The organism is Vibrio gigantis (assembly GCF_024347515.1).
GTDB lineage: Bacteria > Pseudomonadota > Gammaproteobacteria > Enterobacterales > Vibrionaceae > Vibrio > Vibrio gigantis.
This window is the reverse complement of record NZ_AP025493.1, coordinates 1,732,937-1,757,335: the sequence shown is the minus strand read 5'-3', so window position 1 is coordinate 1,757,335 and position 24,399 is coordinate 1,732,937. Positions and strand designations below refer to the sequence as shown.

At 43.2% G+C, this 24,399-nt stretch carries 21 protein-coding genes; 11 read left to right on the top strand and 10 right to left on the bottom strand.

The genetic code is table 11. The features are described from left to right. Positions 1-4 precede the first annotated feature (4 nt). Positions 5-1,852 (top strand): M3 family metallopeptidase, encoded by a 1,848-nt coding sequence (locus OCV56_RS23815; RefSeq protein WP_086712856.1) that lies wholly within the window; start codon positions 5-7, stop codon positions 1,850-1,852. Positions 1,853-1,957: 105 nt separating this feature from the next. Here the strand turns inward: OCV56_RS23815 and OCV56_RS23810 are convergent, their stop codons facing one another. The 3 genes from OCV56_RS23810 to OCV56_RS23800 form a co-directional block, all read right to left on the bottom strand. Next, positions 1,958-2,269, bottom strand: coding sequence for a hypothetical protein (locus OCV56_RS23810; protein ID WP_086712855.1), 312 nt, complete (start codon positions 2,267-2,269; stop codon positions 1,958-1,960). Between the two features lie 192 nt (positions 2,270-2,461). Then, positions 2,462-3,502 carry a porin family protein gene (locus OCV56_RS23805; protein ID WP_086712854.1) on the bottom strand — a complete coding sequence of 347 codons (1,041 nt, stop codon included), beginning with the start codon at positions 3,500-3,502 and terminating at the stop codon, positions 2,462-2,464. A 156-nt stretch (positions 3,503-3,658) separates the two neighbouring features. Beyond that, positions 3,659-4,579 carry a DUF3187 family protein gene (locus OCV56_RS23800; protein ID WP_228761172.1) on the bottom strand — a complete coding sequence of 307 codons (921 nt, stop codon included), beginning with the start codon at positions 4,577-4,579 and terminating at the stop codon, positions 3,659-3,661. A 258-nt stretch (positions 4,580-4,837) separates the two neighbouring features. On the opposite strand from OCV56_RS23800, the gene OCV56_RS23795 reads away from it, so the two are divergent. Then, on the top strand, positions 4,838-5,632 hold the full coding sequence (locus OCV56_RS23795) for a response regulator transcription factor (protein WP_086712853.1): 795 nt from the start codon (positions 4,838-4,840) through the stop codon (positions 5,630-5,632). Between the two features lie 31 nt (positions 5,633-5,663). Here the strand turns inward: OCV56_RS23795 and OCV56_RS23790 are convergent, their stop codons facing one another. Continuing rightward, positions 5,664-6,497, bottom strand: a complete 834-nt coding sequence (locus tag OCV56_RS23790) for a RecX family transcriptional regulator (protein ID WP_086712852.1) — start codon at positions 6,495-6,497, stop codon at positions 5,664-5,666. A 153-nt stretch (positions 6,498-6,650) separates the two neighbouring features. Continuing rightward, positions 6,651-8,255 carry a mechanosensitive ion channel family protein gene (locus tag OCV56_RS23785; RefSeq protein WP_086712851.1) on the bottom strand — a complete coding sequence of 535 codons (1,605 nt, stop codon included), beginning with the start codon at positions 8,253-8,255 and terminating at the stop codon, positions 6,651-6,653. Positions 8,256-8,507: 252 nt separating this feature from the next. On the opposite strand from OCV56_RS23785, the gene OCV56_RS23780 reads away from it, so the two are divergent. The 4 genes from OCV56_RS23780 to OCV56_RS23765 all read left to right on the top strand — a co-directional run bounded on the left by OCV56_RS23780 (position 8,508) and on the right by OCV56_RS23765 (position 13,140). After that, positions 8,508-8,756, top strand: coding sequence for a hypothetical protein (locus tag OCV56_RS23780; RefSeq protein ID WP_017062732.1), 249 nt, complete (start codon positions 8,508-8,510; stop codon positions 8,754-8,756). Between the two features lie 913 nt (positions 8,757-9,669). Continuing rightward, on the top strand, positions 9,670-11,733 hold the full coding sequence (locus OCV56_RS23775; protein WP_086712899.1) for a protein-disulfide reductase DsbD family protein: 2,064 nt from the start codon (positions 9,670-9,672) through the stop codon (positions 11,731-11,733). Between the two features lie 3 nt (positions 11,734-11,736). Then, the gene (locus tag OCV56_RS23770) at positions 11,737-12,294 is read left to right on the top strand and encodes a protein disulfide oxidoreductase (RefSeq protein WP_086712850.1); all 558 of its coding nucleotides are present in this window, start codon (positions 11,737-11,739) and stop codon (positions 12,292-12,294) included. Positions 12,295-12,420: 126 nt separating this feature from the next. Beyond that, entirely contained in the window at positions 12,421-13,140 is a 720-nt protein-coding gene (locus OCV56_RS23765) for a DsbA family protein (RefSeq protein WP_086712849.1), read from the top strand. A 299-nt stretch (positions 13,141-13,439) separates the two neighbouring features. On the opposite strand, the gene OCV56_RS23760 is transcribed toward OCV56_RS23765, so the two are convergent. Continuing rightward, complete coding sequence (locus OCV56_RS23760; RefSeq protein ID WP_086712848.1) at positions 13,440-14,456, bottom strand: succinylglutamate desuccinylase/aspartoacylase family protein; 1,017 nt, start codon at positions 14,454-14,456, stop codon at positions 13,440-13,442. Between the two features lie 389 nt (positions 14,457-14,845). Here OCV56_RS23760 and OCV56_RS23755 point away from each other — a divergent pair, with 389 nt between their 5' ends. The 3 genes from OCV56_RS23755 (at position 14,846) to OCV56_RS23745 (ending at position 17,553) form a co-directional block, all read left to right on the top strand. Then, positions 14,846-15,820: a porin gene (locus tag OCV56_RS23755; RefSeq protein WP_086712847.1), complete on the top strand. Its 975-nt coding sequence runs from the start codon at positions 14,846-14,848 to the stop codon at positions 15,818-15,820. Between the two features lie 155 nt (positions 15,821-15,975). Continuing rightward, entirely contained in the window at positions 15,976-16,866 is an 891-nt protein-coding gene (locus OCV56_RS23750; protein WP_086712846.1) for a DMT family transporter, read from the top strand. 69 nt (positions 16,867-16,935) lie between these two features. After that, positions 16,936-17,553 (top strand): glutaredoxin domain-containing protein, encoded by a 618-nt coding sequence (locus OCV56_RS23745; protein ID WP_086712845.1) that lies wholly within the window; start codon positions 16,936-16,938, stop codon positions 17,551-17,553. Positions 17,554-17,705: 152 nt separating this feature from the next. Here the strand turns inward: OCV56_RS23745 and OCV56_RS23740 are convergent, their stop codons facing one another. The 3 genes from OCV56_RS23740 to OCV56_RS23730 all read right to left on the bottom strand — a co-directional run bounded on the left by OCV56_RS23740 (position 17,706) and on the right by OCV56_RS23730 (position 19,781). Continuing rightward, on the bottom strand, positions 17,706-17,840 hold the full coding sequence (locus OCV56_RS23740; protein ID WP_004737777.1) for a hypothetical protein: 135 nt from the start codon (positions 17,838-17,840) through the stop codon (positions 17,706-17,708). Between the two features lie 284 nt (positions 17,841-18,124). After that, a complete protein-coding gene (locus OCV56_RS23735; RefSeq protein WP_017057980.1) occupies positions 18,125-18,475 on the bottom strand; it encodes a hypothetical protein in 351 nt (116 codons plus the stop codon). A gap of 100 nt (positions 18,476-18,575) precedes the next feature. Beyond that, positions 18,576-19,781 (bottom strand): multidrug effflux MFS transporter, encoded by a 1,206-nt coding sequence (locus tag OCV56_RS23730; protein WP_086712844.1) that lies wholly within the window; start codon positions 19,779-19,781, stop codon positions 18,576-18,578. A gap of 108 nt (positions 19,782-19,889) precedes the next feature. On the opposite strand from OCV56_RS23730, the gene OCV56_RS23725 reads away from it, so the two are divergent. Both OCV56_RS23725 and OCV56_RS23720 read left to right on the top strand, forming a co-directional pair. Further along, entirely contained in the window at positions 19,890-20,786 is an 897-nt protein-coding gene (locus tag OCV56_RS23725; protein ID WP_086712843.1) for a LysR family transcriptional regulator, read from the top strand. 104 nt (positions 20,787-20,890) lie between these two features. Next, positions 20,891-22,735, top strand: coding sequence for a putative bifunctional diguanylate cyclase/phosphodiesterase (locus OCV56_RS23720; RefSeq protein ID WP_086712842.1), 1,845 nt, complete (start codon positions 20,891-20,893; stop codon positions 22,733-22,735). A 135-nt stretch (positions 22,736-22,870) separates the two neighbouring features. Here OCV56_RS23720 and OCV56_RS23715 read toward each other — a convergent pair whose 3' ends face one another. Next, positions 22,871-24,163: a peptidoglycan DD-metalloendopeptidase family protein gene (locus OCV56_RS23715; protein WP_086712841.1), complete on the bottom strand. Its 1,293-nt coding sequence runs from the start codon at positions 24,161-24,163 to the stop codon at positions 22,871-22,873. Positions 24,164-24,399: the final 236 nt, after the last annotated feature.

Here is a 24,399-nt window from a genome sequence, read left to right as displayed (position 1 = left end):
AGTCATGACGGCAACGAACTACCTCAACCAACTGAATCAAAAATATCTTGCGACTCATAAAGCAAAAGAAGACTTCTTTTGGGATACTTACATGGGGATAAGTGACGACCATAATGGGTCTACACAAGCGCAAACTCAGTGGACCGAATTTCTTAGCGCGGCTGAACAGATAACCACTATCGAAAAGCACATTTCTACCATTGACGAAATTCGAGACGCAGAAGAAAAAGAGAGCACATTGACTGGACTAAATGGCTGGTTAGCGACCTTTAAGTCTCACGCGATTGAATCTCGACAATCTCAGAAACTGAAAGCCGACCTAATCAGATTCGAAGCAGCTCTGTTTGAGAAAAAACAAAATCACGTAATGACTTACGTCAATGAGATGGGTGAAGAAACAGAAGGCTCTTTGCCAGTTCTAGGCTCAACAGTTAGAACTAATAGTAATGAAGAGGTAAGGCTTTCTGCACACCAAACATTGCTCGATTTAGAACAGTGGTTACTGGTAAATGGCTTCATTGAACTCATCAAAAAGCGTAACCAATTTGCTCAATCACTTGGTTTCAAAACCTTTTTTGATTACTCAGTAGTTAAAACTGAACAGATGACAACAGAGCAACTGTTTACGATCCTAGACGACTTCGATGCGCGCACGCGCGATAGCCATCAACAAAGTCTAACGAACTTAGCTGAGCAGAAAGGTGAAAGTGCACTGCAAGCTCACAACTTCACCTACTCTTTTGCTGGTGACGTTATGAATGACTTAGACCCTTATGTTCCCTTCTCAAAATCACTGAGACGCTGGATAGAATCTTTTGGTCGCCTAAACATTGAATACTCTCAAGCTACGTTGAAATTGGATTTACTTGATCGTAAAGGCAAATACCCTAATGGCTTCTGTCATGGGCCGATCCCTTCTTTCTGCGACCAAGGCGCTTGGGTTGCAGCTCAAGTCAACTTCACGAGCAACGCTAAACCCGATCAAGTAGGCAGTGGTTATGATGGGATTAACACGCTGTTTCACGAAGGTGGGCACGCAGCGCATTTTGCCAATGTGAAAATGAACGCGCCTTGTTTCTCTCAAGAGTTTGCACCAACCTCGATGGCTTATGCTGAAACTCAGTCTATGTTCTGTGACAGCTTGTTGAACGACGCCGATTGGTTAAAACAGTACGCGCTTAATTCAGAAGGCCAACCTGTGCCAGACGAATTGATTAAAGCAATTATTGATAACAAACAACCGTTTAGAGCCTATCAAGAGCGCAGCATTCTTGTGGTCCCTTATTTTGAGCGTGCACTTTACGAACTGGCTGATGAAGACCTAACACCTGAAAAGATCACAGCACTTGCACGTAGGACTGAAAAGGCAATTCTTGGATTGACTTGCAGCCCTCGCCCACTGATGGCGATCCCACATCTACTGTCGGATGAAGCATCTTGTTCATATCAAGGTTATCTATTGGCTCACATGGCGGTGTATCAAACACGTGCTTATTTCACCGACAAGTTTGGGTACTTAACGGATAACCCAGAGATCGGCCCTTTATTGGCTGAGCACTACTGGCATAAAGGCAATAGTGTTAATCACAATGGAACAATAGAGAGCCTGACTGGAGAAGGTTTCAATGCCAAATACCTTGCTGATGAGTGCAACTTAACACCTGAACAAGCATGGGCAATCGAAGAGAGAAAGATCAAACAACTGGCTTCTCGTGAACGTGCACAAGTCGCAGATTTAAATGCGAAAATATCGATCGTCGATGGCGCAACTGAATTAGCGAATAATGAAGAGTCGAATGAGCAAATGTGTGATGATTTTGAGCGTTATATTGTTGAAAAATATGGACGATAACCAACGTTCAAGTTCACTATCACTATCACTATCACTATCACTCGTTGATTAAACGGACAAAAAGTAAAAAGGACGATATCAATCGTCCTTTTTTCAATATTGGCACTACGCCGTAGCGCACACCGAGCGTGTTTCGGTATCGAATTCAATATCAACCGATTCAACGCTTCTCAAAGACTTTCTGTGAATACCATATACTTGTCCCGTCAAAACAATATAAAACTTTTCAGTTTGCAGTAAGTTCCATGCTTCATCCAAAGATTCTGCGTAGACTTTGTTTTGTGAGTCTTGTGGGCGAGTACCAGCAGCTCTTCCATGTTTACGTGCCAATTCGAACAATCCATTTCGATTAGGCTTGCACATAAACAGAGTCTCATTGCCATAAATGACACCCTTGCCAGTTATGCTCTTAACCATTTTGTTTCTCCAGATAATAACCCACTCGTAACGCTTGAGTGGCATACCACATGTCGAACAGTGGATGCTTAAGCTGCGCAAAGAAGAGAATATGGTGTAAAGACCGGGCAGCAATTACACCATAACGTTCAGTTTCAATATTTGAGTTTTAAAAGCTTAGGCTCTCAGCGCGCCTAAGCCTCGATACTACTCTTAGAAGTAGTAGTAAGCTGCTGCGAATACGTGTGTTTCTTCGTCGTATTGCATACCTGTTGAACCAATACGCGAGCCTTCGATATCTTGCTTAATATCGATGCCCATATCAGCATTGTCAGCAATACGGTACATAGCGGCGACGTTGATGTAAGAAGCGTCTACATCCGCTTGGCCATCAAGTTCATTGTTGCTAGATGCATAACCAGCTGCAATTGTTAGGTCTTCAGATAGCGTGTAACCACCAGACAGGTAGTAACCTGTATTTTTAGCTGAATCACTCTCTTCAATCCAAGAGTTTACACCTAGCTTAAGAGCACCAAATTTCACGTTACCAGTTACTGTGTATACTTCGAAATCATCTTCGTAGTTACGGTTTTCGTAACCAGCGTATAGGTTGAATACTTCTTGCTCTAGACCAACGTAACCGTTCACACCTTTATCGAATTTCTCATCATTACGTGAGTCTTTCGTTTCAAAGTAAGAGATGCCGTAAGCGATACCACTTGTTGCACCTTGGAACTTAACTACGTTGAATGCATCAGAAGCATCGCCCGCAGAAGCACCAAACTCGTAAGTGTTATCACCTGCGCCGTCAACTTTATCTAGTGCCGTATCGTTTTCCCAGCCGAATGAAGCGATACCGTAACCAGTGTCGAAACCTAACCACGCTTTATCTACGTCTGTCGCAGGGCCTGTATCAATGCCATTTACCCAACCAGATGTTGCTGCGTCGTTCCCTGCAACGTTATCGTCAGTTGTGTAGTTCAGCATCATGTCAGTTTCGAAGTAACCAACAAAACGCTTGTTACGGTAACTTACCGCAAGTGTTAGACCAGTCGCCCAGTCATCGTAGAATGCTTTAGAACCTGTGTCGTAGTAACCACCAACACCGAAAGAACCTGCTACTGAGAATTGATCTTTGTGCATAGAATCAAAAGCAAACATCTCTTCATTCTGGCTATTTTGGCTGCTTGTGTTTACAGCGAATGCTGAAGTTGAAATGCTTGCAATCGCAAGTGCTACTAATGTTTTTTTCATGATTACCACTACCTATATATTGATTCGGCCTTGTTAGTCCGGCCTTTTGGAGTGGCGCTATTGTTCAAAAAATCCAGTTATTGATATACCGTAAAATTACTGAAAATTTTATAACCAAGATGAATTTAATTAAATAATGATATGTTGATATCGCTTTTATATTGAGAAACGCAAGCCGAGCGTAAAGCCGATATCGGTACTGTTATCCATATTGCGAATGTTCTCAATCATCAAGGCTTCTAAAGCAAGGCGGTACAAACGATAGCGATACCCCACAACCACTTCATTCGATGGCTCCGAGAAATCGGGGTCATTCGTCGACCAGCCTTGATAGTTAAGCGATTCAAGGACAAAGCTATGCTGCTGATTCCATCGATACTCATATCCGACAGCCCAACTGGCACTCACGTTTTCAAGGGTTAGATTCTCATCGCTAACTAAATGACCATCGCTGTTTCGATGTACAAGGCCAATAGTAGAAAAAATACTGTGCCTTGGTGTGATATAGCTGTAGTTGAGTTGAGCACCTTGCTCAAAACTGGTTCTCGCAAATTGCCCGCTTCTCACATTGTTGTAAAACAACGAACCACCAGCAGACAGTGACATCGGCCCTCGAGAATACAATAGCAACTCATTGTAGAAAGTAAGCGCTTTGGTTAAGTCATCGCCTTCAAAATCCGATACATGAACACCGGCATTATGAAAATCCATTGTGAACTGGTCTTCCGCAACTTCATCACGGCCATTCTGCCCAATACCAAACAGATCATGAAACCCCATCACAAAGCTGTCTAAACCGTTATCTTTTGCTGTGACAACACGATAATCGAGTTCAGTTTTCCAAATCGGAGAGGCTTGCCATTGAACAGCAATGTTCGATTGATTTTGATAATAGTCTAAGGAGTAAGCTTGCGTATGTGCCCATATACTGGACTGCGTATAAGAGGACTTAAATTCTATCGTACCAGTCCTATTTGGCTCAGCAGAACGAAGCTGTGTAGAGAGTACATTCGAATGAATTGGAGATTGTGCATAGACGAACATTGGAGATGCAACGGCACTGTAAAAAGGCAAAATCGATAGGGATAGTGTTAGGGTTGTTCTTAACGCTGTCACAACTTTCTCAATAGTTTAAAACGTCCGATTTTCTTAAAAACAGCCTTCAATTAATGCAGCAAATTTACTGCTTTTCGCTAAAATACATAGAATAAAGTGTTCTAAAAAAATCGAACTAAGAACACCTTAACGATCTTTTCAGGTTCACTTGCCCTTGAGCGTTTTAACGAATATCTTCACGGCGTGAATGAATAACCTAATTTTTGATAAGGATAAAATGTGAGCGCCTCTAGCCAGAGCTTTGAACAATTGTTGATGAGTCAGTCTGAAACCTTGATCAATAGTGACCCAAAAGATTTTACTGCTACTTGGTCCAAAGCAAGCTTTGACGTTCTAGACTGGTTTGATGTTGATAGGTTAACCCTGTACCCAAACTCTATGGTACTACTCGAAGACGGGAAAACTTGCTCAGTATCTAAGTCACATATCCCATCTATCAATAAGCAAGATTTTTTAGGCTGTAACCATCTTGAGTACTTAAAGCTACTCAAAACCCAAGAAACCTACTTAGAGTTTTCTGAAGATCAGCTCGCTAAAATTCAAAACGATGTATTGAGCCGAATATATAAACAAGGTGGCAAGTGGCACTGCATTATCCCTTTGCAGCTGTTTAACCAACGTTGGGGCGCACTCTCTTTCACTAACTTCCACGACAATAAAACCACTTTGGGTTTAGAAGATATTAAGCGGCTGAAACTTGTGTGTGAGATGTGGCTTTGTTATTGGCAGCATTCAACGTTAGCGCGAACGTTGAATCAAAGCGAGAATCTATGGGAAGACGATAGCGATAAACTGTTGTTGTTAACGAAGAAGCAAACTAAGGTGCTATCTCTTATCGCTCAAGGCTACACAGCCAAGGAGTGTGCCGATAAATTGCACCTAAGCCCGCGTACCATCGAATCACATAAGTACCGAATGCTCGGGTTGATGAACCTGAATAATCACAATGAATTGGTTCAATTTGCTTTGCGTAACGGCCTTGGGATCACTGAAAACAGGGACATAACTCGATAGGTCTGTTTATTTTGGCTCCTATACATCCCAGTTATTCATTGCCTTCACTTAACGCGAACTTTATCTCATCGGATGAAAAGCCTTTACGGCTCAGCATCGCGTAAGCCTTGGAGCGCTCTTTATGGTCATTAAGATCATAAGATTTTTTCTGTAATTGTTCTAAGCAAGACGAGTAGAAATCCAGTTGCTCTGCGTTAATTAATCGATCGATTAACACTGATAGCTCACTTGTGTCGATTTGTCGTTGTTTCAGCTCTTGCTGAATGGCAGTCAAACCCTTCCCTTTACGCGCGTATTTCAACACTTCTTTCTCCAAATCGGCTTTCTCGGCCTTGATCTGAATATTACTCTTGAGCTCATGAGCTTGTGGGTGCTGTTCGATAGCAATTTTGACTTGTTGATAGCTGAAGCCACGTTTTTGTAATGTCGCTACCAGCTTTTCACGGCTCATGGTAAAGCCCGTGTAGTAGTTGTTGATGCGTTCAATCAAGATGGTTTGTTCATCTATGTTTTTGTCAGCAGATACCTTATGAATCGCATCCAAAATGACCGAGTCTGTTAACCCTTTCTTCTTCAGTTTCTCAACGATATAACGGGAGCCAAACTCACCAAAGAAAGCTTGCTCGACAAATTGCTCTGCAAAATCCTGATCAGACTTTAGATACCCGTAACCTTTCAAGTTACTCAAGGTTTCATCGATCCAATCTTGATTGTCCGTTTTCACTTTCAGTTTCGCAGTCAACTCGCTTTCAGTCATATCCCTCTGAGTTAAATGCCACATGGCAGAGTTCATAACGCTTTCGATTCGTCGCGCTTTTCTTACCGTTGCTTTTTTAATATCCGGGTTTTGCTGTGAATCATCCATTCAATTTCAACTATCAAGATTAGGCCTACCCCATGATAACGTAATTCTGAGTTGGATGAAGTGAGACAACGGAATGAGACTTAAGATAAACCGACAACAAAAAATGGACGCCTAAATAGCGTCCATTTAATCATCACGTTAATAAATTAGTGATTAGCTCTCTTCGTGGTTGTATACATGCACATCACGTTGAGGGAATGGAATGGTAATGCCTTCTTCGTCGAAGCGCTTCTTCACTGTTTCCGTCACATCCCAATATACATCCCAGTAATCGTCGGTTTTAACCCAAGGCCTCACCACGAAATCAACTGAAGACGTATTCAAGGTATGCAGCTTAATCATGTGCTCTGGTTTTTTTAGCACTAGAGGGTGCGCAACAATGATTTCGTTTAATACGGCTTTCGCCTTATCAATGTCATCAGAGTAGCCAATGCCAAATACCATATCGACACGTCGCACACGCTCTGCTGTGATGTTATTGATCACATCACCCCAAATTTTATTATTGGGAATCACCAAGCGTTGGTTATCGATAGTCTGGACGGTGGTCGATACAAGGCTCATGTCTTTAACTGTGCCTTGAACACCAGCGACTTTCACCATGTCACCCACATCGTATGGACGGTAGATCAAAATCATCAAGCCAGAAGCAAAATTAGATAGCGTATCTTGCAATGCGAAACCAATGATCACACCGGCAACACCGAAACCTGTTAGTAGTGGTGCTAGCTCTATCCCGATTTGCGACAGCGCGATAAGCAAACCAATAAACACGACCGCTTTAGATGCGATTGATACAAAGAAGTCCTGCATCAATACACTAAAGTCCATTTTCGAATGCGAAACGCTCTTACGAACGGTTTTGCGTGCGACGTTTGACAGCAAACGAGTCACATACAAAATACCCAAGAACAGAGCCAGTTTGACAATGAATGAAGGGGTATTTTCGAATGCCCATGAGCTGAACGAACGAAGCCAACCATCTAAAAGCTCCAGTGCAACATCAACATCCAATACATCAGCGTTAATGTCTCCCGTCGTTGCCAGCAACACTCGCTTGTAAGAAGTCACGTCGACGCCAAACGGTTCCATTAGTGTGATGGTTTCTTCTAAGCTCGCCACCATTACACTCGTGCGCTCGCTGAAACGCTCAAGCTCCTTTTTAATGGTCGCTTTCTCTTCTTCATTCACGAAAGACAAACGCGCTTCTAGATCTTGTCGCTGTGTGTCTGTGTAAAGAATGGCATTAGTCAGGTATTTAGAGCGAGACACCAAGTCAACTTTTAGAGCTTTTTCCGGTACAGCTACATCAACACCACGCTCTTTTGACCACGCTAATGTTTTAGCAAGCTGTTGGTAATAGGTGTCCATCATTCCGATTCGTTTCTGAATACGTAATTCAAGACGTTTCTTAACATCACCTTCAGCTGAGCGATTTTCTTTGCTCATTGAAACGATTTTAGTTTCATTCAACGATAACAATTTTTGAAGTAGTTCAACCTGCTGAGCAAGAACAACATCTAGCCCTTCTTTCTTATCAGAGGAGAGTTGTGTGAAAATCTCCTCACGCAACCCTTGGTTCTTGCGTCTCAAAATATCTTCAAGAAAGGGTTTCTCAGCATCATGCGCCGTTTCTAATGTTGCCAGATCGAGCATTAACTGATCTTGTACTTCTGCTATTTTCTCAACGCTCTGCGCATAACTTCCAAATGCAACAAACGCCAACATTAACAATAGACAACGCCAAACCTTCATCATATAAATTCCTATTACTGTCTAAATTGACCCTATAAATAGTAGTAAAAAGAATATGGATAACAAGCATTTAAACGTATGTTATGTTAAAAATTCGCAAATTATCAGTCAGCTTCTAATATTTGAGAGTTCCAATCCCCTCTTATGACCTGTAGAGTACCCACCCAACAAAGAACAACGGCCAATATCTTCACTTTGGCGCATGCACTAAAGCGCCTTAAATACGATGTTGGCTCACAGCAAGAGAGTATAAAAATGAACAACGAACTTGATATTATTGAGTCTCTAGAAGAGTTAGAGCAATTCCTAATTTCAGTGGAAGCTGGCGGCTTAGGCCTTGAAGGCGTTGAAGGTGTAGGCATGGCAACCAATAATTCTGATGGCCGTCACTTCGTTGCTGTATTCAACAGTAGCCATAAAGTTCTACTTGCTCGTTGGATCACCAAAGAAGTCTTTGATAATGGTAAAGACTTGGTACGTAACGGCCCTCGCCGCACTCACTAAGTTTTTCCACTAGTCCTAATGATTAAAGCCCAACACGTTCATCTACGACCTGTTGGGCTTTTTTGTATCGCCTCATGGAAAATAAACCACTCGATACACAATAAATTCGCGATAACTGCCGATTGTTGTGAACTTTAACTAGAGCTCAATGTCGTATTCGCGTGAGTTGGTGTTTATACGGCGTTTATCGTATATCTGCTGTTTCCCGCACTAATACATAGTTTCACTTTAACAATTTTATGACTTGTGGCGCGAAGAGAACTTATCTAAGCTAGCCACAATCCAACGAGCTCGCTTTAGCTACTAACTGATTCGATTACTGACTGATTTGCTAAATACACCATTGCTTTTCTTATCTACACAGAACCGCCGACAAAAGCATTCGCTTTGGGCGCTCTTTCTTACCGGACTGGTTATCGTAACCTGTCTGGCAAGTACGCTATCTGTAAAGAAAGTATCGATTTCAACTTCTCTCATTGGTCAATCTATCCTAGTTGATGCACAAACTCATACGGAAGCCAGTACCCCTCAAACCGACATCGCTTCTTCAGAAAAAATGGCCGCTCTATACGCCAGTGTTTTCGGTTTAGAAGCCTCTAAAATGTTAACTTCACCCAATTCAAGTTCATGCAGCCTAAGTTCAAAAATGCTGACCTTTGCCGCCCCAAAAACCGGCTGGCTGATCCCATTCGTACTTATTATTGCTGTTGCATTTAATTTACCGCCTCACATCTCAAGGTTATCTAGAGATAATCATCGCTCAACTCGACCTACAAAACTCCGCTTACACCTAACTCACTGTATATTTAGAGAGTAAATAACCGGGCTACTACACCCTATTTATTTATTTTTTGGAGATACATTTGTGTACAACACACTACTAACTAAGTTTGTCGATTCATTGACATTCTGTATGCGTACATGCGCGAAAACCTTAGCCACAGCCATTTTGGTTATGACTTCATTTACCGCCTTGGCACAGACCACGGGCTGGCTTAGCGTGCCTGAGCACCCGCCTGTAAAAATGAGAATGATGTCGACAGGCGAACAATCCGATGACGGTTCTCAAATTCAGACCGTACTCGATGTCGTACTCGACGGCGACTGGAAAACCTATTGGCGTAGCCCGGGGGAAGGTGGCATTCCTCCTAGTTGGGACTGGTCTGGTTCAACAAACATTGAGTCGGTAGAGTGGCATTGGCCGATACCTAAGTACTACGAGCAGCTTGACGTGATGACATTAGGCTACAAAAAGCACGTCAGCTTTCCTGTTACGTTAACCCTGAAAGACAACACCAAGCCAGCAATATTCAAGGCGTCGTTTACTTTCCCGTCGTGCACCAATATCTGTGTTTTGACCGATTACGACATCGAATTGCCGATCGATCCGCAAACATTAGCGCTCGATGAAGAAGCCATGTTCTTGTTCAACCAAGGCATGAGCCAATCTCCGCGAGAAGCGAACCGCACTTCGGTGGTCGGTCTATTTTGGGACAAGAACAAGCAGCAACTGGTTACTCAGCTGACAAGCAAAGATGGTTGGGACAAGCCGATGGTGTTGATTGACGGTCAAGAAGTGATTGATGACTTCTTTTCTCAACCAACCGTCCACATAACAGACAATACAATGACTGCTGTATTCGATGTGAGCAACTGGATTGGTGAAGTCGACTTAACAGATCGAACGGTGAGTGTCACAGTGTCGGACACGAACTTTGCCGAAGAGATGACAGCTCAAGTGGGCTCAGAGCCAATCGCTTACCAAGAGAGCAACAACGGCTTCATTGCGATGATCGGTTTTGCCTTGATTGGTGGGTTGATCCTCAACATCATGCCATGTGTGTTACCCGTATTAGGAATGAAGTTGAACAGCATCATTCAAAACCAAGGTGCATCCAACCGACATATCCGACTCTCATTCTTAGCTTCTGCCTCAGGTGTCATTACGTCATTTGCGCTGTTAGCCCTAGGTATAACCGTCCTAAAGATGGGTGGTAACGCTATTGGCTGGGGAATCCAATTCCAGAACGTTTGGTTTATCGGTTTCATGCTGATAATCACCTTGCTGTTCTCAATTAACCTATTGGGTTTATTTGAGTTCCGACTGCCTTCAGGTTTAAACACCTGGATGGCGACCAAAGGTGACGATTCACATTCGGGTCACTTCGTTCAAGGCATGTTTGCCACACTCTTAGCAACACCGTGTAGCGCGCCATTCCTTGGTACCGCCGTAGCTTATGCACTCGGTGCAAGCTACCAAGAACTGTGGGCTATCTTCATTGCACTTGGCATTGGTATGAGTGCACCTTGGCTAATCTTCGCTCTGTTCCCAAGCCTAACCAAATTGCTGCCGAAACCGGGCGCGTGGATGTTCAAAGTTAAGTTGGTATTTGGCTTAATGATGTTCATCACCAGCTTATGGTTAACAAGCTTACTGACCCCATTCATTGGTAAGTTCCCAACCATTGTTCTTACTGTATTCATTCTGGCTACGGTACTCATTTGGATTGGTAAGAAACTAGGTGCAAAAGTACTTACGCCTATATTAGCTACAACCACGATAGTATTTGGTGGTGCACTAATCGTTGGCAGCATGACGGCAGATAACTGGTCAACCCCTATTGTGGATGACTTGCCTTGGCAACCGCTCGATGCCAAACAGATCCCTCAGTTAGTCGAAGAAGGTAAAACGATCTTTGTTGATGTGACTGCAGAGTGGTGTATTACATGTAAAGCGAACAAGATCGGTGTCATCCTTCAAGATCCTGTCTACAGCCACCTACAACAAGAAGACATTGTTTTGATGAAAGGCGATTGGACAACACCAAGTGAAAGTGTCACTCAATACTTGCAAAGTAACGGGCGATTTGGAGTGCCATTTAACATCGTATACGGTCCAAGCTATAAAAAAGGCATCCCTCTACCGGTAATCCTCAACAGTGAAACCGTCGTTCAAGCCATCGACGCTGCGAGGTAATTAATGAACACTCCCAACACTGAAGATAAAACCGATAGATCGGAAGAGAGCGAGGCGAAGAAGCCAAGCCGTATTAAGAAATGGGGAAAGGAACTCGTTTCAATGATTCTGATCGTTGGCGTCGTTTCATTTGCTATGGACTTTTATCACAGTAGAAGTATGCCCCAAGGAGACGCAATTCCAATCGCTGGCCAATCGATCCAAGGGGAAGATATTGATGTTATTGAGCTAAGCAAAAATGGTAAGCCTGTCATCGTCTATTTTTGGGCGACTTGGTGTAGCGCATGTAAATTGGTAAGCCCAACCATTAATAGTTTCAATGACTCCCATCAAGTGGTCTCTGTGGCGCTTTCGTCTGGCCCTGACGAGCGAGTTCAGCGCTTTATGGACGCAAAAGAGTACGATTTTCCGGTTATCAATGATCTTTCAGGACGAATCAGTAGAGATTGGGGAATCAACGTTACACCGAGCATTGTCATCATCAAAGATGGAGAGATCACCAGTATCGCAACGGGTGTTACTTCCCCTATAGGCCTGTGGTTAAGGACCTACTTCGCTTAGCTGGCTTACAAAGAAAACAGAGCAAAGCAAAGTGATAAACCGACTGGGCCAATTTAACAAATAATATTACGGTGAGCGCAGCCCAGGATGCGCTTACCAAAATCAAGAATTTAGAGAATAGACAACATGAAAAAACATCTGATAAGCACGCTGATTTTAGGCTCACTAATGAGCACAAGTGCCTTCGCTGAATTAAACAAAGAGCAGACCCAACAACTTGAAGAAATAAATCAGTTTCTTAAAGAGAACCCTTCGACGATCTCAGGTCTACATACCAGTCTAGAACAGTACGTTGCAGGCCAAGCGCAAGCAAAGAAAGCACAATCTGAAAGCCATGATTGGCTATATAACAATGACGCGCACCCAATCACCGGAAACCCGGATGGCAAGTCGGTCATTATTAACTTCACCGACTACAACTGCCCTTTCTGTAAACGCTTAGAAAAAGGCTTAGTTAAACTGGCCTCTGAAAACAATGACATCAAGGTTATTAATGTTTACTTGTCGTTTAAGCAGCAGCAAGTTTCGGGTCTAGAGACCAATGCTGCTCTATACGCGATGAAAGTATGGAAAGATAACCCGGAAGCGTTCCCTGAAGTCGACAGATTACTGATGGCGAAAAGTGGTATTCACACCAAGTCATCACTGCAAGCTGTAGCCAAGAAGACGGGAACAGAAGCGCAGCTAGACACCACCACAGAACAAAACAACACGTTAATGACTAACCACCAAACCTTTAGCGCATTGGGTCTAACCGGCACACCAACATTAATGATGAACGGGCAGATCTTGCCGGGATACGTACCTTACGACCGATTAAAAGAGATCGTGGATGACGCTTTTTAATCGAGTTTAAATAGAGACAAAGACTCGAAAGAGAAGTAAATAAAAGCCGACTAGCGTAACTCGTAGTCGGCTTTTTTATGAGCTTAAGATAGTGTTTTCAGTATTATTTTTGAAACAAAAAAGCAGTCGAAGTGTCACCATCTCGCCATGGGTTCTTAATTTATCCTATTTACTCTAAAAGCAGTTCTGTCGACGAGTCCAAGACGTGTTAACTCTAGACAACTGTCCTTTGACCGAGCCTAGCTCGGTCTTTTTTTGTGCGTTTCAAATGACAAACCTAGCGACAGTCTAACTTACATCTAGCTCAATAAGCGGCACACCAACGCACCAGGCTCCCTTAACGCATCCACGTTATAGCTGAGTACACGTCCGGCAGACGGCGCGTGATAACGGCGGCATTCATTCCCAAAAGCGTCATATTGAATCGCCAATAAATCACCTTGTTCTACACTCTGCAGAAGTTCAACCTGTGGCAATACGAAACCACCAATATCGGCGCGGATAGAAACCACATTGTTACCCTCTATCCAATCCATGTTAGGCAGTTGGATTTTCTCTGGGTTATTTATGTCAATCTCGAACATTTCATAATAGGACAGCATATTAAAAACACCGTCTACCGCTCGTTGAATCATGTCAGGCTGGGTAAATTTCCCCATCCCCACTTCCACCGTGATACTCGGTATCCCACTTCGATTCCAGACCGTTTCAAGAATACCCGGGTCGCCGGGATCATTGAGAACACAATCTGCTCGCATCAACCTTGCCATTTCCAAACATCGTTCAATTCGGTAATCAGCAAACACATAAAGTGGGTAGACCGCGCCACGTGTTTGAGTATGGAGGTCAACGGCGAATGTTGCATTGTGCTTAAGCAAGCGATCCCACAAAGAGGCGACAAAGCGCTCCGCTGCCAAGCCATTCACATCTCCCGGAAAGAGTCTATTAAGGTTGGCAGGACAAGACCCCGGGTCTGAAGAGATAAAATCACGGCTATGGTTTAGCAAGCCAGACAAATTCACCGTAGGCACAATCGTTACCGTGCCTTTTAATGTTTTACCGACTAAGTCCCTGATAATTTGCTGAGCAGCCAACACACCGTTTAGCTCATCACCGTGAATACCGGCCGTAATCATCAGCTTTGGGCCTTCTTGGCTGCCTTTGAAAACAGAAACCGGCATATTCTTAGGTTGCCCTAGCCCATCACTGGTGACTTGAAACCAAAACTGATGTTCACCAACAGGTAGGTCTTCAACATTCAAGGAGCCAATAACCTGCCTACCTTGTAAAACATCACCTAAGTACTCTGTTTTCATCCAACGTCTCCATCTTGCTGAGCAAAATCTATTCTCTTCTAAGTTTTTGCATCATAGAGGATATCTTAACCAGTACAAGCAGTTAATCAGACTAGCAAGCCCTGAACCGCTCCCCATATTTATCAGCATCAGCATCAGCATCAGCATCCGAGATTCCGAATTAAAACTTGCGAATGTCACTACTAAAGTACACATGGCTTATATAACTATTCACAGAACACTCAGTCTATTGAAATAAAAACGCAATAAAATCAATGCTTAAAAAAGTTCCCCATTCACGAAAATGTAATTTTATAGAAATGAAAGCTTAATTTACCTGCTCTAAATTAGCTTCATATCGAAACGGAGAGCACATTGCTCACGGATTTTAAAATACAAGGTAAGTGATTATGAAAAAGGCAGTTCTAGCTTCTGCAGTGGTAGCAGCACTAGTTTCAGGTTCATCTCTAGCAGCAACAGTTTACAGCTCTGATGGTACTGAGCTCAAGATTGGCGGTCGTGCTGAAGCTCGTTTCAACATCTCTGACAACAACGAAAGCGCATCTGACAGCTCTTTCAAAGACAAATCGCGTGCACGTGTGAATATTTCAGGTAAGTCAGAGCTTTCTGACGGCTTATATGGATTCGGTAAGTATGAAGCAGAGTTCACTAGCGCATCAACAACAGAGTTCGAAGACGGAAATGGCGATACTGTAAAAATTGAAAATGAGTCTCTTACCAATCGCTACTACTACGCAGGTTTAGGTACCAAATTCGGTGAGTTCTCTTACGGTAAGCAAGATTCTGCGCAAGTAATGCTAACTGATATTACAGATACCATGGCTACATTTGGGGCAGATGCTGCTGATGCAGTTGCTGGTAACAAAGACAAACGCGAGAACAACTTCCTTTATTCCGGTGAGTTCAATGCACTGACCGTTCAAGCTAACTACATAGCTGCAAACGAGAAAGATGCAGATAGTTTTGGCCTCGCTGCTATGTACAACCTAGGTGCTTTTGACCTTGGTGCGGGTTACGTTTCTCAAAAGAATGGTAACTTCGATGATGATCAAATCAACCTTGTAGCTCAGTTCTCTATGGACGCGTTTACGGTGGGAGGCCTATACACAATGGCTTCAGTTGCAGATGAAGATTACACTGGCTACGAACTCTCCGCCAAATTCAAAGCAACTAAACAGCTATCACTCATTGGCGTGTACAACTACGGTGAGTTTGATAAAGCGACTGACGAAGAAGCAAATAACTTTGCAATTGAAGCGGTATACAAGTTCAACGGCCACATTCGTACATATGCGGGTTACAAGTTTGAACAGCTAGATAATAAAGATGACCAACTACAAGCTGGCATCCGTTACGACTTCTAATCTAAATCGACTTTAGATTCAGACTAAAAAGGTTGGGCAATAGCTCAACCTTTTTTCATATTCAAATATTCTGACTAACTTCTTCAATGCTTTTTCTGGTTAAGTGGTGCTAAATCCGTATCATACGTGAACCACATCAAATAATTAGAAGCATCATGTCACAACATCATCCGATCCAAGGCGCTAGCTGGATGCTAACCGCAGGTCTAGCCTTTGCCGTTATCAATAGCCTAACTCAAATTGCTAGCATTCATTTCGGACTTACTTCTACCACCGTTGCCGTCATTCAATACGCCATCGCGTTGTTCGCAATTCTTCCTTATCTGAAAACGCTAGGTATTCGCCGCGCACTAAAAACCGACAACCTCAAATTGCACGTATTCCGTGTATTCTTGTCAGTTATTGGTATTCAACTTTGGATATGGGCACTGGCTTACCCAGTGCCTATTTGGCAAGGCATTGCCCTTCTCATGACGTCGCCACTTTTCGCCACCATAGGTTCAGGGCTTTTCCTCAAAGAGAAAGTGGGCGCAGCTCGCTGGGGCGCGACCTTAGCCGGCTTCGCTGGAGCTATGGTGATACTAGAGCCTTGGGCCGAAGACTTTAGTTGGGCTACATTACTACCCGTTGGTGCAGCTTTCTTCTGGGCATGCTACTCACTGATGGTGAAAAAGCTCTCTTCACAAGACAGCCCTTCAACCATGGTGGTTTACCTTCTTCTATTGATTACGCCATTTAACATCTTGCTGGCCGTTCCTGATTGGCAAATGCCAAGTGGCGGCACTATTTGGGCTATCTTAATCGTTATCGGTGTTATGACAGCTTTGGCTCAGTGGGCGATTGTAAAAGCCTACTCGGTCGCTGATGCCTCTTTCGTTCAACCGTTTGATCACGCGAAATTACCACTTAATGTCTTGGCTGGCTGGCTAGTCTTCAGCTGGGTTCCACCAGGTCGTTTATGGCTAGGGGCTGCGATTATCATTGCTTCTGTTGCGTTCATTACCCATTGGGAAACGAAAAAACCGACGAAAGTTAAGAAAGTTTAAAGTCGATGAAATAAATAGTTCGACTGTCCGTTCTATATTGATAAGAGAATTTTAAGCGAGGTCGTAACCATGAAGAAACCAGTCAAGATTACACTATACCGTTGGGCAGGCAGCTGGGGTCCATTTAAAGTAAACATCCCATGTGGAGAGTGTACCCTTACCAAAGACATTCTTGAGGATACTTTTGAAAATGAGTTGGCCGATGTCGATGTCGAACTGGAAGTGAAAGATTGGTTGTCTCACTGGTGGGAACCGTTAAAACTAGGTTCTTGGCATGCTCCCATCCTTGTTGTTGAAGGCAAAGTTGTAAGCCAAGGCGAAGCGCTTAATCGCGGAGTCTTGGTTCAATCAGTGATTAAAGAGTGGACCAAACGAGACAGCTTAAAAGGCAACATCGTTTATGGTAAGGCGACGTGCCCATTCTGTGTTAAAGCAAAGAAAATGCTTGATGAAGCAGGTGTCGAATACCAATACCACGATGTCGTAAAAGACAGCGCAGCTTTGTATCGCATGATTCCTGAAGTAAAAGCGCACATTGGTGAGAAAACACCCGTAACCGTTCCGCAAATCTGGCTGGATGGCAAATACATCGGTGGCGCGGACAACTTAGAAGCGTGGATGAAAGAGAATGGCCTAGATAGCATCCCTAATAATGTCGTCGACTTATCCAATCAATCTGCTGGTTAAATTCATTAAGAGCCATTAGTCAGACGAGAAATTAGTGTTTTTTGTGTCCATCCACAACAAAACAAAGCGATAACTTCACCAATCGCTAAAACGAAAAAGGCCTTAAACTTCAACGAGTTTAAGGCCTTTTAAAATTCCGTTTTGGAAAATGGTTACTTAGCCATTTTCTTCATCATTCGCTTGATGAATGATGCTTTTTTCGGCTTTGACTTGCCGTACATTGCTTCGTGCATCATGTTTTTTGCTGCCATTTGACCAAGGTATGCGTGGCCTAGTTCGTAGTTCATGCTTATCTCCGCACATAATCAACTTTCTTTAGCGCGGATTTTACACTTAAAACGCCCAAAAACAAGATCTAAATCACACTTTATTGCAACTGAATTAACTTAGTTGCAATAAGTCTGTTTTTATCTTTGCGCAGATCGACATTATATCCTTATATCAAAGAGTTAACATGAAGTCTGGTTTGACCTTAATGTCTATTTCTATGAACAATCCAAAACATTGGTTTAAACAGTCATAAAAAAAGCAGCTCAAGTGAGCTGCTTTCGAAAATACTGTACTGAGAAACCTAGCTACGCTTTGGCTGTCTGTAAGTTTTACCGGCAATTTGGTATGTATCTTTTTGCTTCAATTCAAACATCGTTTCAAAGAACCAAGCTGCAAATTTGATTAAGTCATCGCCTTCATTCATGACATGCTCGATGTACTCTTGCTCTTCGCCTTGTTCATTTTCTTGAAGCGTTACGTGGTAAATTCGCTTTTCGCCTTCCACTTCAGCTAGTGCAAATTGCCCCGTCAGTGATGCAGCAGCCTCAGCGACTTCTGTATCCTCATTGGATTTCAATAGCTCAAGCGCTTGAGGCAGGCCATCTAGTGCGCAGATAGCTTTTACCAGTACTTCAAATTCATTTTGCTGCATTTTGTTTTTACCTATTCAATGGACCGAAGCATTGTAGAAAACCATCAGCACAAATACAACGTATTAACGATGGTGCATTGGACGATAGTGAACTAGGCATTTAGCTATATTCCACTTCAACAGTATCATCTTTCTTGTTCATTTTGATTGAAGACCAAAGCACGCCTCCCATAGCTCCCCCAATAATCAAGTAGAACACACCCAGCTGTAGGTAAGTCGTCACCCAACTCTCGACGAGATACCCACCAAGTAAACCCGCCAAACACATCTGAATTGAACCCGACAATGCAGAGACCGCACCAGCTTGTTTCTTATGTGGTTCCAACAACATACTAATAGAGAGAGGAAAAGAGATACCCTGTGCAATAGTCAGCCAAGTAAACGCCCAAACTAAGTTAAAGATGGATAACTCATGAGTCAAAAGCCAAGTTCCCGACGCCAAGATAATAAAGATAGCTAGGCTCATCAGTTGAGGCGTACTAAACCTACGATTGAGCAAGTTTAAAGCGACGCTACCTACTAGCAAGCCTGCCGAAGGGACAATCATCAATGTTCCGTATTCTGCGGCAGTCAGCCCCAATTGCTCTTGCATTAAGAATGGAAACAACGACAACGAAACCAAACTCGCCATGTAGCTCATCCAGTTATAACTGGCACTGGTCAACACTTGGCGATTGGTTAACAAACGCCCATAGTTCTTGACCACTTGGCTGACTTCAAAGCGGCTCTTTCCGTATGGCAAAGTCTCATGAAGTACAAAGTAACCCAGCGTAAATATCGCTAATAAGTACAATAAAACGAACAGGAACACCGCCTGCCAACCGAGGTGAAATGAAATCCAACCACCAAATACCGGCGCAATGATCGGCATAATAGAAGCCGTAATCGAGATATAAGACAACGCTTTGGTCAGTTGAGGGCCATCATAGCTGTCGCGGAGCACACTTCGTCCGAGAACCGAAGCACTACCCGCTCCTAAACCTTGCAACAAACGGCCAACCTCTAGCGCCAGCATGTTGTCAGAAAACACGACACAAACGATAGTACCAATCAAATAAACGCCCTGACCTAACAAGAAGATAGGCCGTCTTCCCACCGCATCAGACATAGGTCCGTAAAATAGCTGAGACAAGCCAAAACCCACAAGAAACAGCGTGACGAGCAGCTGTACATCTACCTGAGTCACACTTAAGTCAGAAGCAATTAACGGCAAAGATGGCAAATAGATACTCACACCTACCTGCCCCGTAGCAATAATCATCATTGCTAAAAGTAACGGCGTTTTTTTAAAGGTCGATTGGCTCAAAAAATTCCCTATTCGTTTGATATTTGTTCATGATATAAGTTTATATTCAAAACCAGTAATTGATAATTAACCAAATTGGAATTTAATTAAGTCCTAACAGGAAACAATATGGATTGGATTCTCAACGTAAAGAGCTACGTTAGAGTGGTGGAAGAAGGCAGTTTCAACGGTGCTGCGCGTAAACTCAACACCACAAGCTCAGCGATCAGTAAAAGAGTAAACTGGCTTGAAGAGCGCATTGGCACTCAACTTTTAAAGCGAACGACTCGCTCAATCAGCCAAACCGAAGCGGGCGCACTATTTTACCAAAGAGCCAAAGACCAACTCGATAACTGGCAGTCGATCATTGATGAAACCCGCTCAGTTAACCAAACTCCTGCAGGCTTACTGAAGATAGGTGCGACCATCGCGGTCGGCTCTAAGTTTCTGGTTCAGCACATGGACGACTTCCTTGAAAAGTATCCGGATATTAAGGTACAGCTCATCACCACCACCTCTGGGCAACTGCCTGAACTTGGCTTAGATCTGGTGATAAGCCGCGAACTTGAACAACTCAACTCGTTAAGCTTTAAAAAAACACCTTTGTTTGAGCACAAGGCTGGTTTCTATGCCGCTCCGAGCTACTTGGCTAAACACGGTTACCCAAGCTGCGAGCAAGATTTAGAACAACACAATTCGCTGATTTGGGGCGAGCGTCCCACTCGAGAGGTTACGCTGACGAAAGGTCAACGAATCACGTTGAATGGAAACTTTGCGACAACCAACCCAGAGGCTCTATTTCACGCAGCCAAGCGAGGAATGGGCGTATTGTTAACCATCAAAGCGATGATCAAAGAAGATCTAAAACAAGGGACATTAGTTCCAGTATTGCCAAATATTACCGCCGACGAAGTGATGGTTTACGCCTATTACCCTAAGCTTGATTATTCTCATACACGAACAAAACTATTTTTGGATCATCTTAAAGAGAGGCTAGATAAAGAGCGTAGCACCCAGATTTTGTGAATTTAGTCACAAATAAATTTGAAAAGGTATACAACTCGGTCAATAATAAACAAGACGCATATCAACTTATGCACGATGACTCTGGTTAACTACGGATGGTGACTATGACTCAACATACACAAAGCAGCATAATAAACACAGAGCGCATTGGCCGCTTGTTAAAGTTGGAAGGAGTCGACCTTCTAGAGTCAGCTGTACTCACCTTACACCAAGCTTTTGGGACACAATACACCAGCATTATCGAGAAAAAGTACTTCCCAGACCAAATCATTCCTTTAGTGATTGCACATTCTGACCATGTATTACATGACAAGATCAACCCTCGTCATGGTCAAATCTATCAGCAAGCAATCAATCAAAACCACCCAGATTGCTCCTTTGCACAATACATCGTTCAATCTCTACCTACGTCGGCGTTTAAACGAGAAATCACCTCTCAAAACTCTATTGCTATCCCTACTTGTACTCAAAGTGGTGAAGTTATGGGGGTATTGTTTTCGACATTCACTACACCTATTAGCCCAGATCAGCAACAAGATGCGATAAAGCACCATCAACTATTCGCAGACATCATAATCCACACATTAAGAGAAATGTGGTTTAACGATCGCTCAGAGCAACTGGTGAATCAACTCAGTTATGAGGTGTCACACGACAGCCTTACCGGGTTACTAAACAGAAGTTGTTTATCAGATACCTTGGAATCTATTACTCAACAGAGCGTCACACCGTTCACCATCGGGTTACTCGACATCAATAGCTTCAAAGCGATTAATGATATATACGGTAATTATATTGGCGATAAAGTACTTCAATATGTCGCTGAAATTTTGCGCCGCACCTTACCCGAGCGCAATCTGGCTTTCCGGACTGCGGGTAATGAGTTTGCTTTTATCACCTATCATTCTAATCCAATCGCCGTATGCGAAGAAATTCTGGCCAAAATAAAACAAGGCTATAGTAGTGTTGATATCAAGATCGATTTTGACGTTAGCATCGGTATTGCACGCTCAGACGGAGACACCAAAGACATCGAGCAAATCATTTTCAACACTAGCTTGGCGCTAAAGGAGTGCAAACATAACCAAGATACTCACATTCAATGTTATGACACCCATCTAAGGCTACGCTACCAAAGAAAGGCCGAGTTAGTCGCCGCTCTGCGAAGTGAGCTTGAAAACCCGGTGTCAAATAGTTATGTACCTAATGACAATGGTATGTATGTGGTTGTGCAGCCAATTGTCAGTCAAGGTGACACACAATGGGAATACTTCGAGGTACTGACTCGCTGGAAAACCGCCAGACATGGTGACATATCGCCAGTGGAGTTCATTCAAGTAGCTGAAGAGTCTGGGCTGATTGTTGAGTTAGGTGAACGTATTATCGAGTTAGTGTGCCGTGCTAAAACCACATTAGAACAAGGCTTAGGTTACAAGGTTAAGCTTGGAATCAACTGTTCAGCTCATGAGCTTACCGACTCTCAGCGTTACATTTCCTATCTCACTCAAACCATTGAACAACACCATTTTAAAGCCAATGAGTTTGTTATTGAGTTAACCGAAACGGTGTTGTTATCTCCAACCCAAGAGACAAAATCGGCACTTAACTTTTTGAGAGGGCAAGGCTTTAGAATTGCACTAGACGATTTTGGTACGGGCTACTCCAGTTTGAACTATATTCACAGCTACCCCATAGATTGCATTAAAATTGATGCCACCTTTATCCGTAACTTGCTGACTAACTCAACTTCCGAGAGCGTCGTTTGGTTGATTATCCAACTCGCTCATAGGCTCAATGTATCATTGGTTGCGGAAGGTGTAGAAAAGCGTGAGCAATTAGAAAAGTTGCACGCAATGGGATGTGACAAAATCCAAGGATACTTCTACTCACCACCGATGCGACCAGAGGCTATCGTCAGCTATATCACGCATTCGGAGCCTTTGGCTTAAACCGCTATCCGTTGTATTAATTTAGGATCGAAAAAACCGCGAGGGCATAACTCTATTCTGAGTGATACTCTCGCGGTTTTAGCTGACTGCTTGATGATTAACAGCCTAATGTTGGGTTATCTCTAAGAGATCCAACTAGCTGTTATTAGATTGAGCTTCTAAAGCAACCTTTAACAGCTTATCAGCTTCATCTCTTGCTGCTACAAACGTCGCTTTTTCCTTTTTAGGCACAGAATCTGCCATTGGGATATTAGCTGTCATTGCGTTAACAGGACGACCACGTTCAATCAGCTCATAGTGCAAGTGTGCGCCTGTCACTCGACCAGTTTTACCAGATAAACCAATACGCTGACCACGAGATACCGTTTGTCCTTTACGAACGAGGATCTTACTCAAATGTAGGTAGCGTGTTTTATAAGTGCTGCCGTGCTGAATGACCACGTAGTTACCGGCATATGGGTGCTTACGCGTCATAATAACTTTGCCATCACCCGTTGCTTGAACCGGCGTGCCAATTGGCGTCGCGAAGTCTGTACCGTTATGTGGTGAGACTCGGCCCGTCACAGGGTGTAAGCGCTTAGGGTTGAACTGAGAACTCTGACGCCAACCACTGCTCACTGGGTAGCGTTGGAAAGCGCGTTGTAAACTATCGCCATTAGCATCGTAATATTGCCCGTCAGTGTGTAAGTACGCTGACACAACTCGGTTACGATTCATGATCTTAATTGCTTCAATTTCACGTTTTCCGGTTGCAACACCATCTACATATTGCGCTTTTTGAAGCACTTCAAACTGATCGCCAGCACGTAGGTCTCGGCTAAAATTCAGCTTGTCTTTAAGAAGAGTCACAATATGGTCAATCTCAAGACTGCTCAAGCCAACCTTGTTCGCCGACATAGAGAAACTGCCTTGAATATTACCCACTAAAGGCTTTTGCTTCCATTCACCAGGAATAGAGATGTCTTCGAATTCGTAGCTGCCGTCATCAAGCAGTTGGTAAACCACTTTGTCTGCAACACTAAACTGAAGTTCCATTTTAGAAAGGTCGCCGGTCGCTTCATCACGCCAAAAGCGTAATGTGTTACCCGGACGAAGTGTATCTAAAGCAAGGAAGTTCAAATCGGTTTCCATCACGCTCATCATCGATTTATAAGAAAATCCAAGATGAGTGAAAATGCTACTCAAGTTATCGCCAGATTGAATTTGATACTCAAATGTCGGCGGCTCAATTACGGTAACAGAAGAAGGCGATAGAATAGATTCAATAACCGTTGAGTCCGGTAGATCAAGCTCGATCGTTTTTGTCAGATTTGATTGCGAAGATTGCAGAGCAACTCCAATCGCTGCAATAAGTGGCAGCCCTAAAATAGCTACTTTTTTTACAGGTGAAAGCTCAGCAAACGGAGAGGGAAATATTTTTGAATACACGGTAAACAGGTCTTTCTACGATATAAAGGCATAGGATATGCTTTTCAAACGCATAAATCATCAATGCATTGTCATAATATGATGTGAATCTGCCCAACTTACCCTAAGTCATTGAGTTGCCGTAGACTAATTACCATTAAACAAAAAATAAAATTAACCGCTAAATTTGAAAATAAAAAAGCAGAAACGGCTAGTTTCTGCTTTCTATTGGTCGACGTTATTCCGTTTCGATTAAT

What these genes read in the sequence shown, in the direction of transcription:
- OCV56_RS23815 (WP_086712856.1), top strand. Translation starts at nt 5, where the DNA reads ATGACGGCAACGAACTACCTCAACCAACTGAATCAAAAATATCTTGCG.
- OCV56_RS23810 (WP_086712855.1), bottom strand. Translation starts at nt 2,269, where the DNA reads ATGGTTAAGAGCATAACTGGCAAGGGTGTCATTTATGGCAATGAGACT.
- OCV56_RS23805 (WP_086712854.1), bottom strand. Translation starts at nt 3,502, where the DNA reads ATGAAAAAAACATTAGTAGCACTTGCGATTGCAAGCATTTCAACTTCA.
- OCV56_RS23790 (WP_086712852.1), bottom strand. Translation starts at nt 6,497, where the DNA reads ATGGATGATTCACAGCAAAACCCGGATATTAAAAAAGCAACGGTAAGA.
- OCV56_RS23785 (WP_086712851.1), bottom strand. Translation starts at nt 8,255, where the DNA reads ATGATGAAGGTTTGGCGTTGTCTATTGTTAATGTTGGCGTTTGTTGCA.
- OCV56_RS23780 (WP_017062732.1), top strand. Translation starts at nt 8,508, where the DNA reads ATGAACAACGAACTTGATATTATTGAGTCTCTAGAAGAGTTAGAGCAA.
- OCV56_RS23775 (WP_086712899.1), top strand. Translation starts at nt 9,670, where the DNA reads ATGCGTACATGCGCGAAAACCTTAGCCACAGCCATTTTGGTTATGACT.
- OCV56_RS23770 (WP_086712850.1), top strand. Translation starts at nt 11,737, where the DNA reads ATGAACACTCCCAACACTGAAGATAAAACCGATAGATCGGAAGAGAGC.
- OCV56_RS23765 (WP_086712849.1), top strand. Translation starts at nt 12,421, where the DNA reads ATGAAAAAACATCTGATAAGCACGCTGATTTTAGGCTCACTAATGAGC.
- OCV56_RS23760 (WP_086712848.1), bottom strand. Translation starts at nt 14,456, where the DNA reads ATGAAAACAGAGTACTTAGGTGATGTTTTACAAGGTAGGCAGGTTATT.
- OCV56_RS23755 (WP_086712847.1), top strand. Translation starts at nt 14,846, where the DNA reads ATGAAAAAGGCAGTTCTAGCTTCTGCAGTGGTAGCAGCACTAGTTTCA.
- OCV56_RS23750 (WP_086712846.1), top strand. Translation starts at nt 15,976, where the DNA reads ATGTCACAACATCATCCGATCCAAGGCGCTAGCTGGATGCTAACCGCA.
- OCV56_RS23745 (WP_086712845.1), top strand. Translation starts at nt 16,936, where the DNA reads ATGAAGAAACCAGTCAAGATTACACTATACCGTTGGGCAGGCAGCTGG.
- OCV56_RS23740 (WP_004737777.1), bottom strand. Translation starts at nt 17,840, where the DNA reads ATGAACTACGAACTAGGCCACGCATACCTTGGTCAAATGGCAGCAAAA.
- OCV56_RS23735 (WP_017057980.1), bottom strand. Translation starts at nt 18,475, where the DNA reads ATGCAGCAAAATGAATTTGAAGTACTGGTAAAAGCTATCTGCGCACTA.
- OCV56_RS23725 (WP_086712843.1), top strand. Translation starts at nt 19,890, where the DNA reads ATGGATTGGATTCTCAACGTAAAGAGCTACGTTAGAGTGGTGGAAGAA.
- OCV56_RS23720 (WP_086712842.1), top strand. Translation starts at nt 20,891, where the DNA reads ATGACTCAACATACACAAAGCAGCATAATAAACACAGAGCGCATTGGC.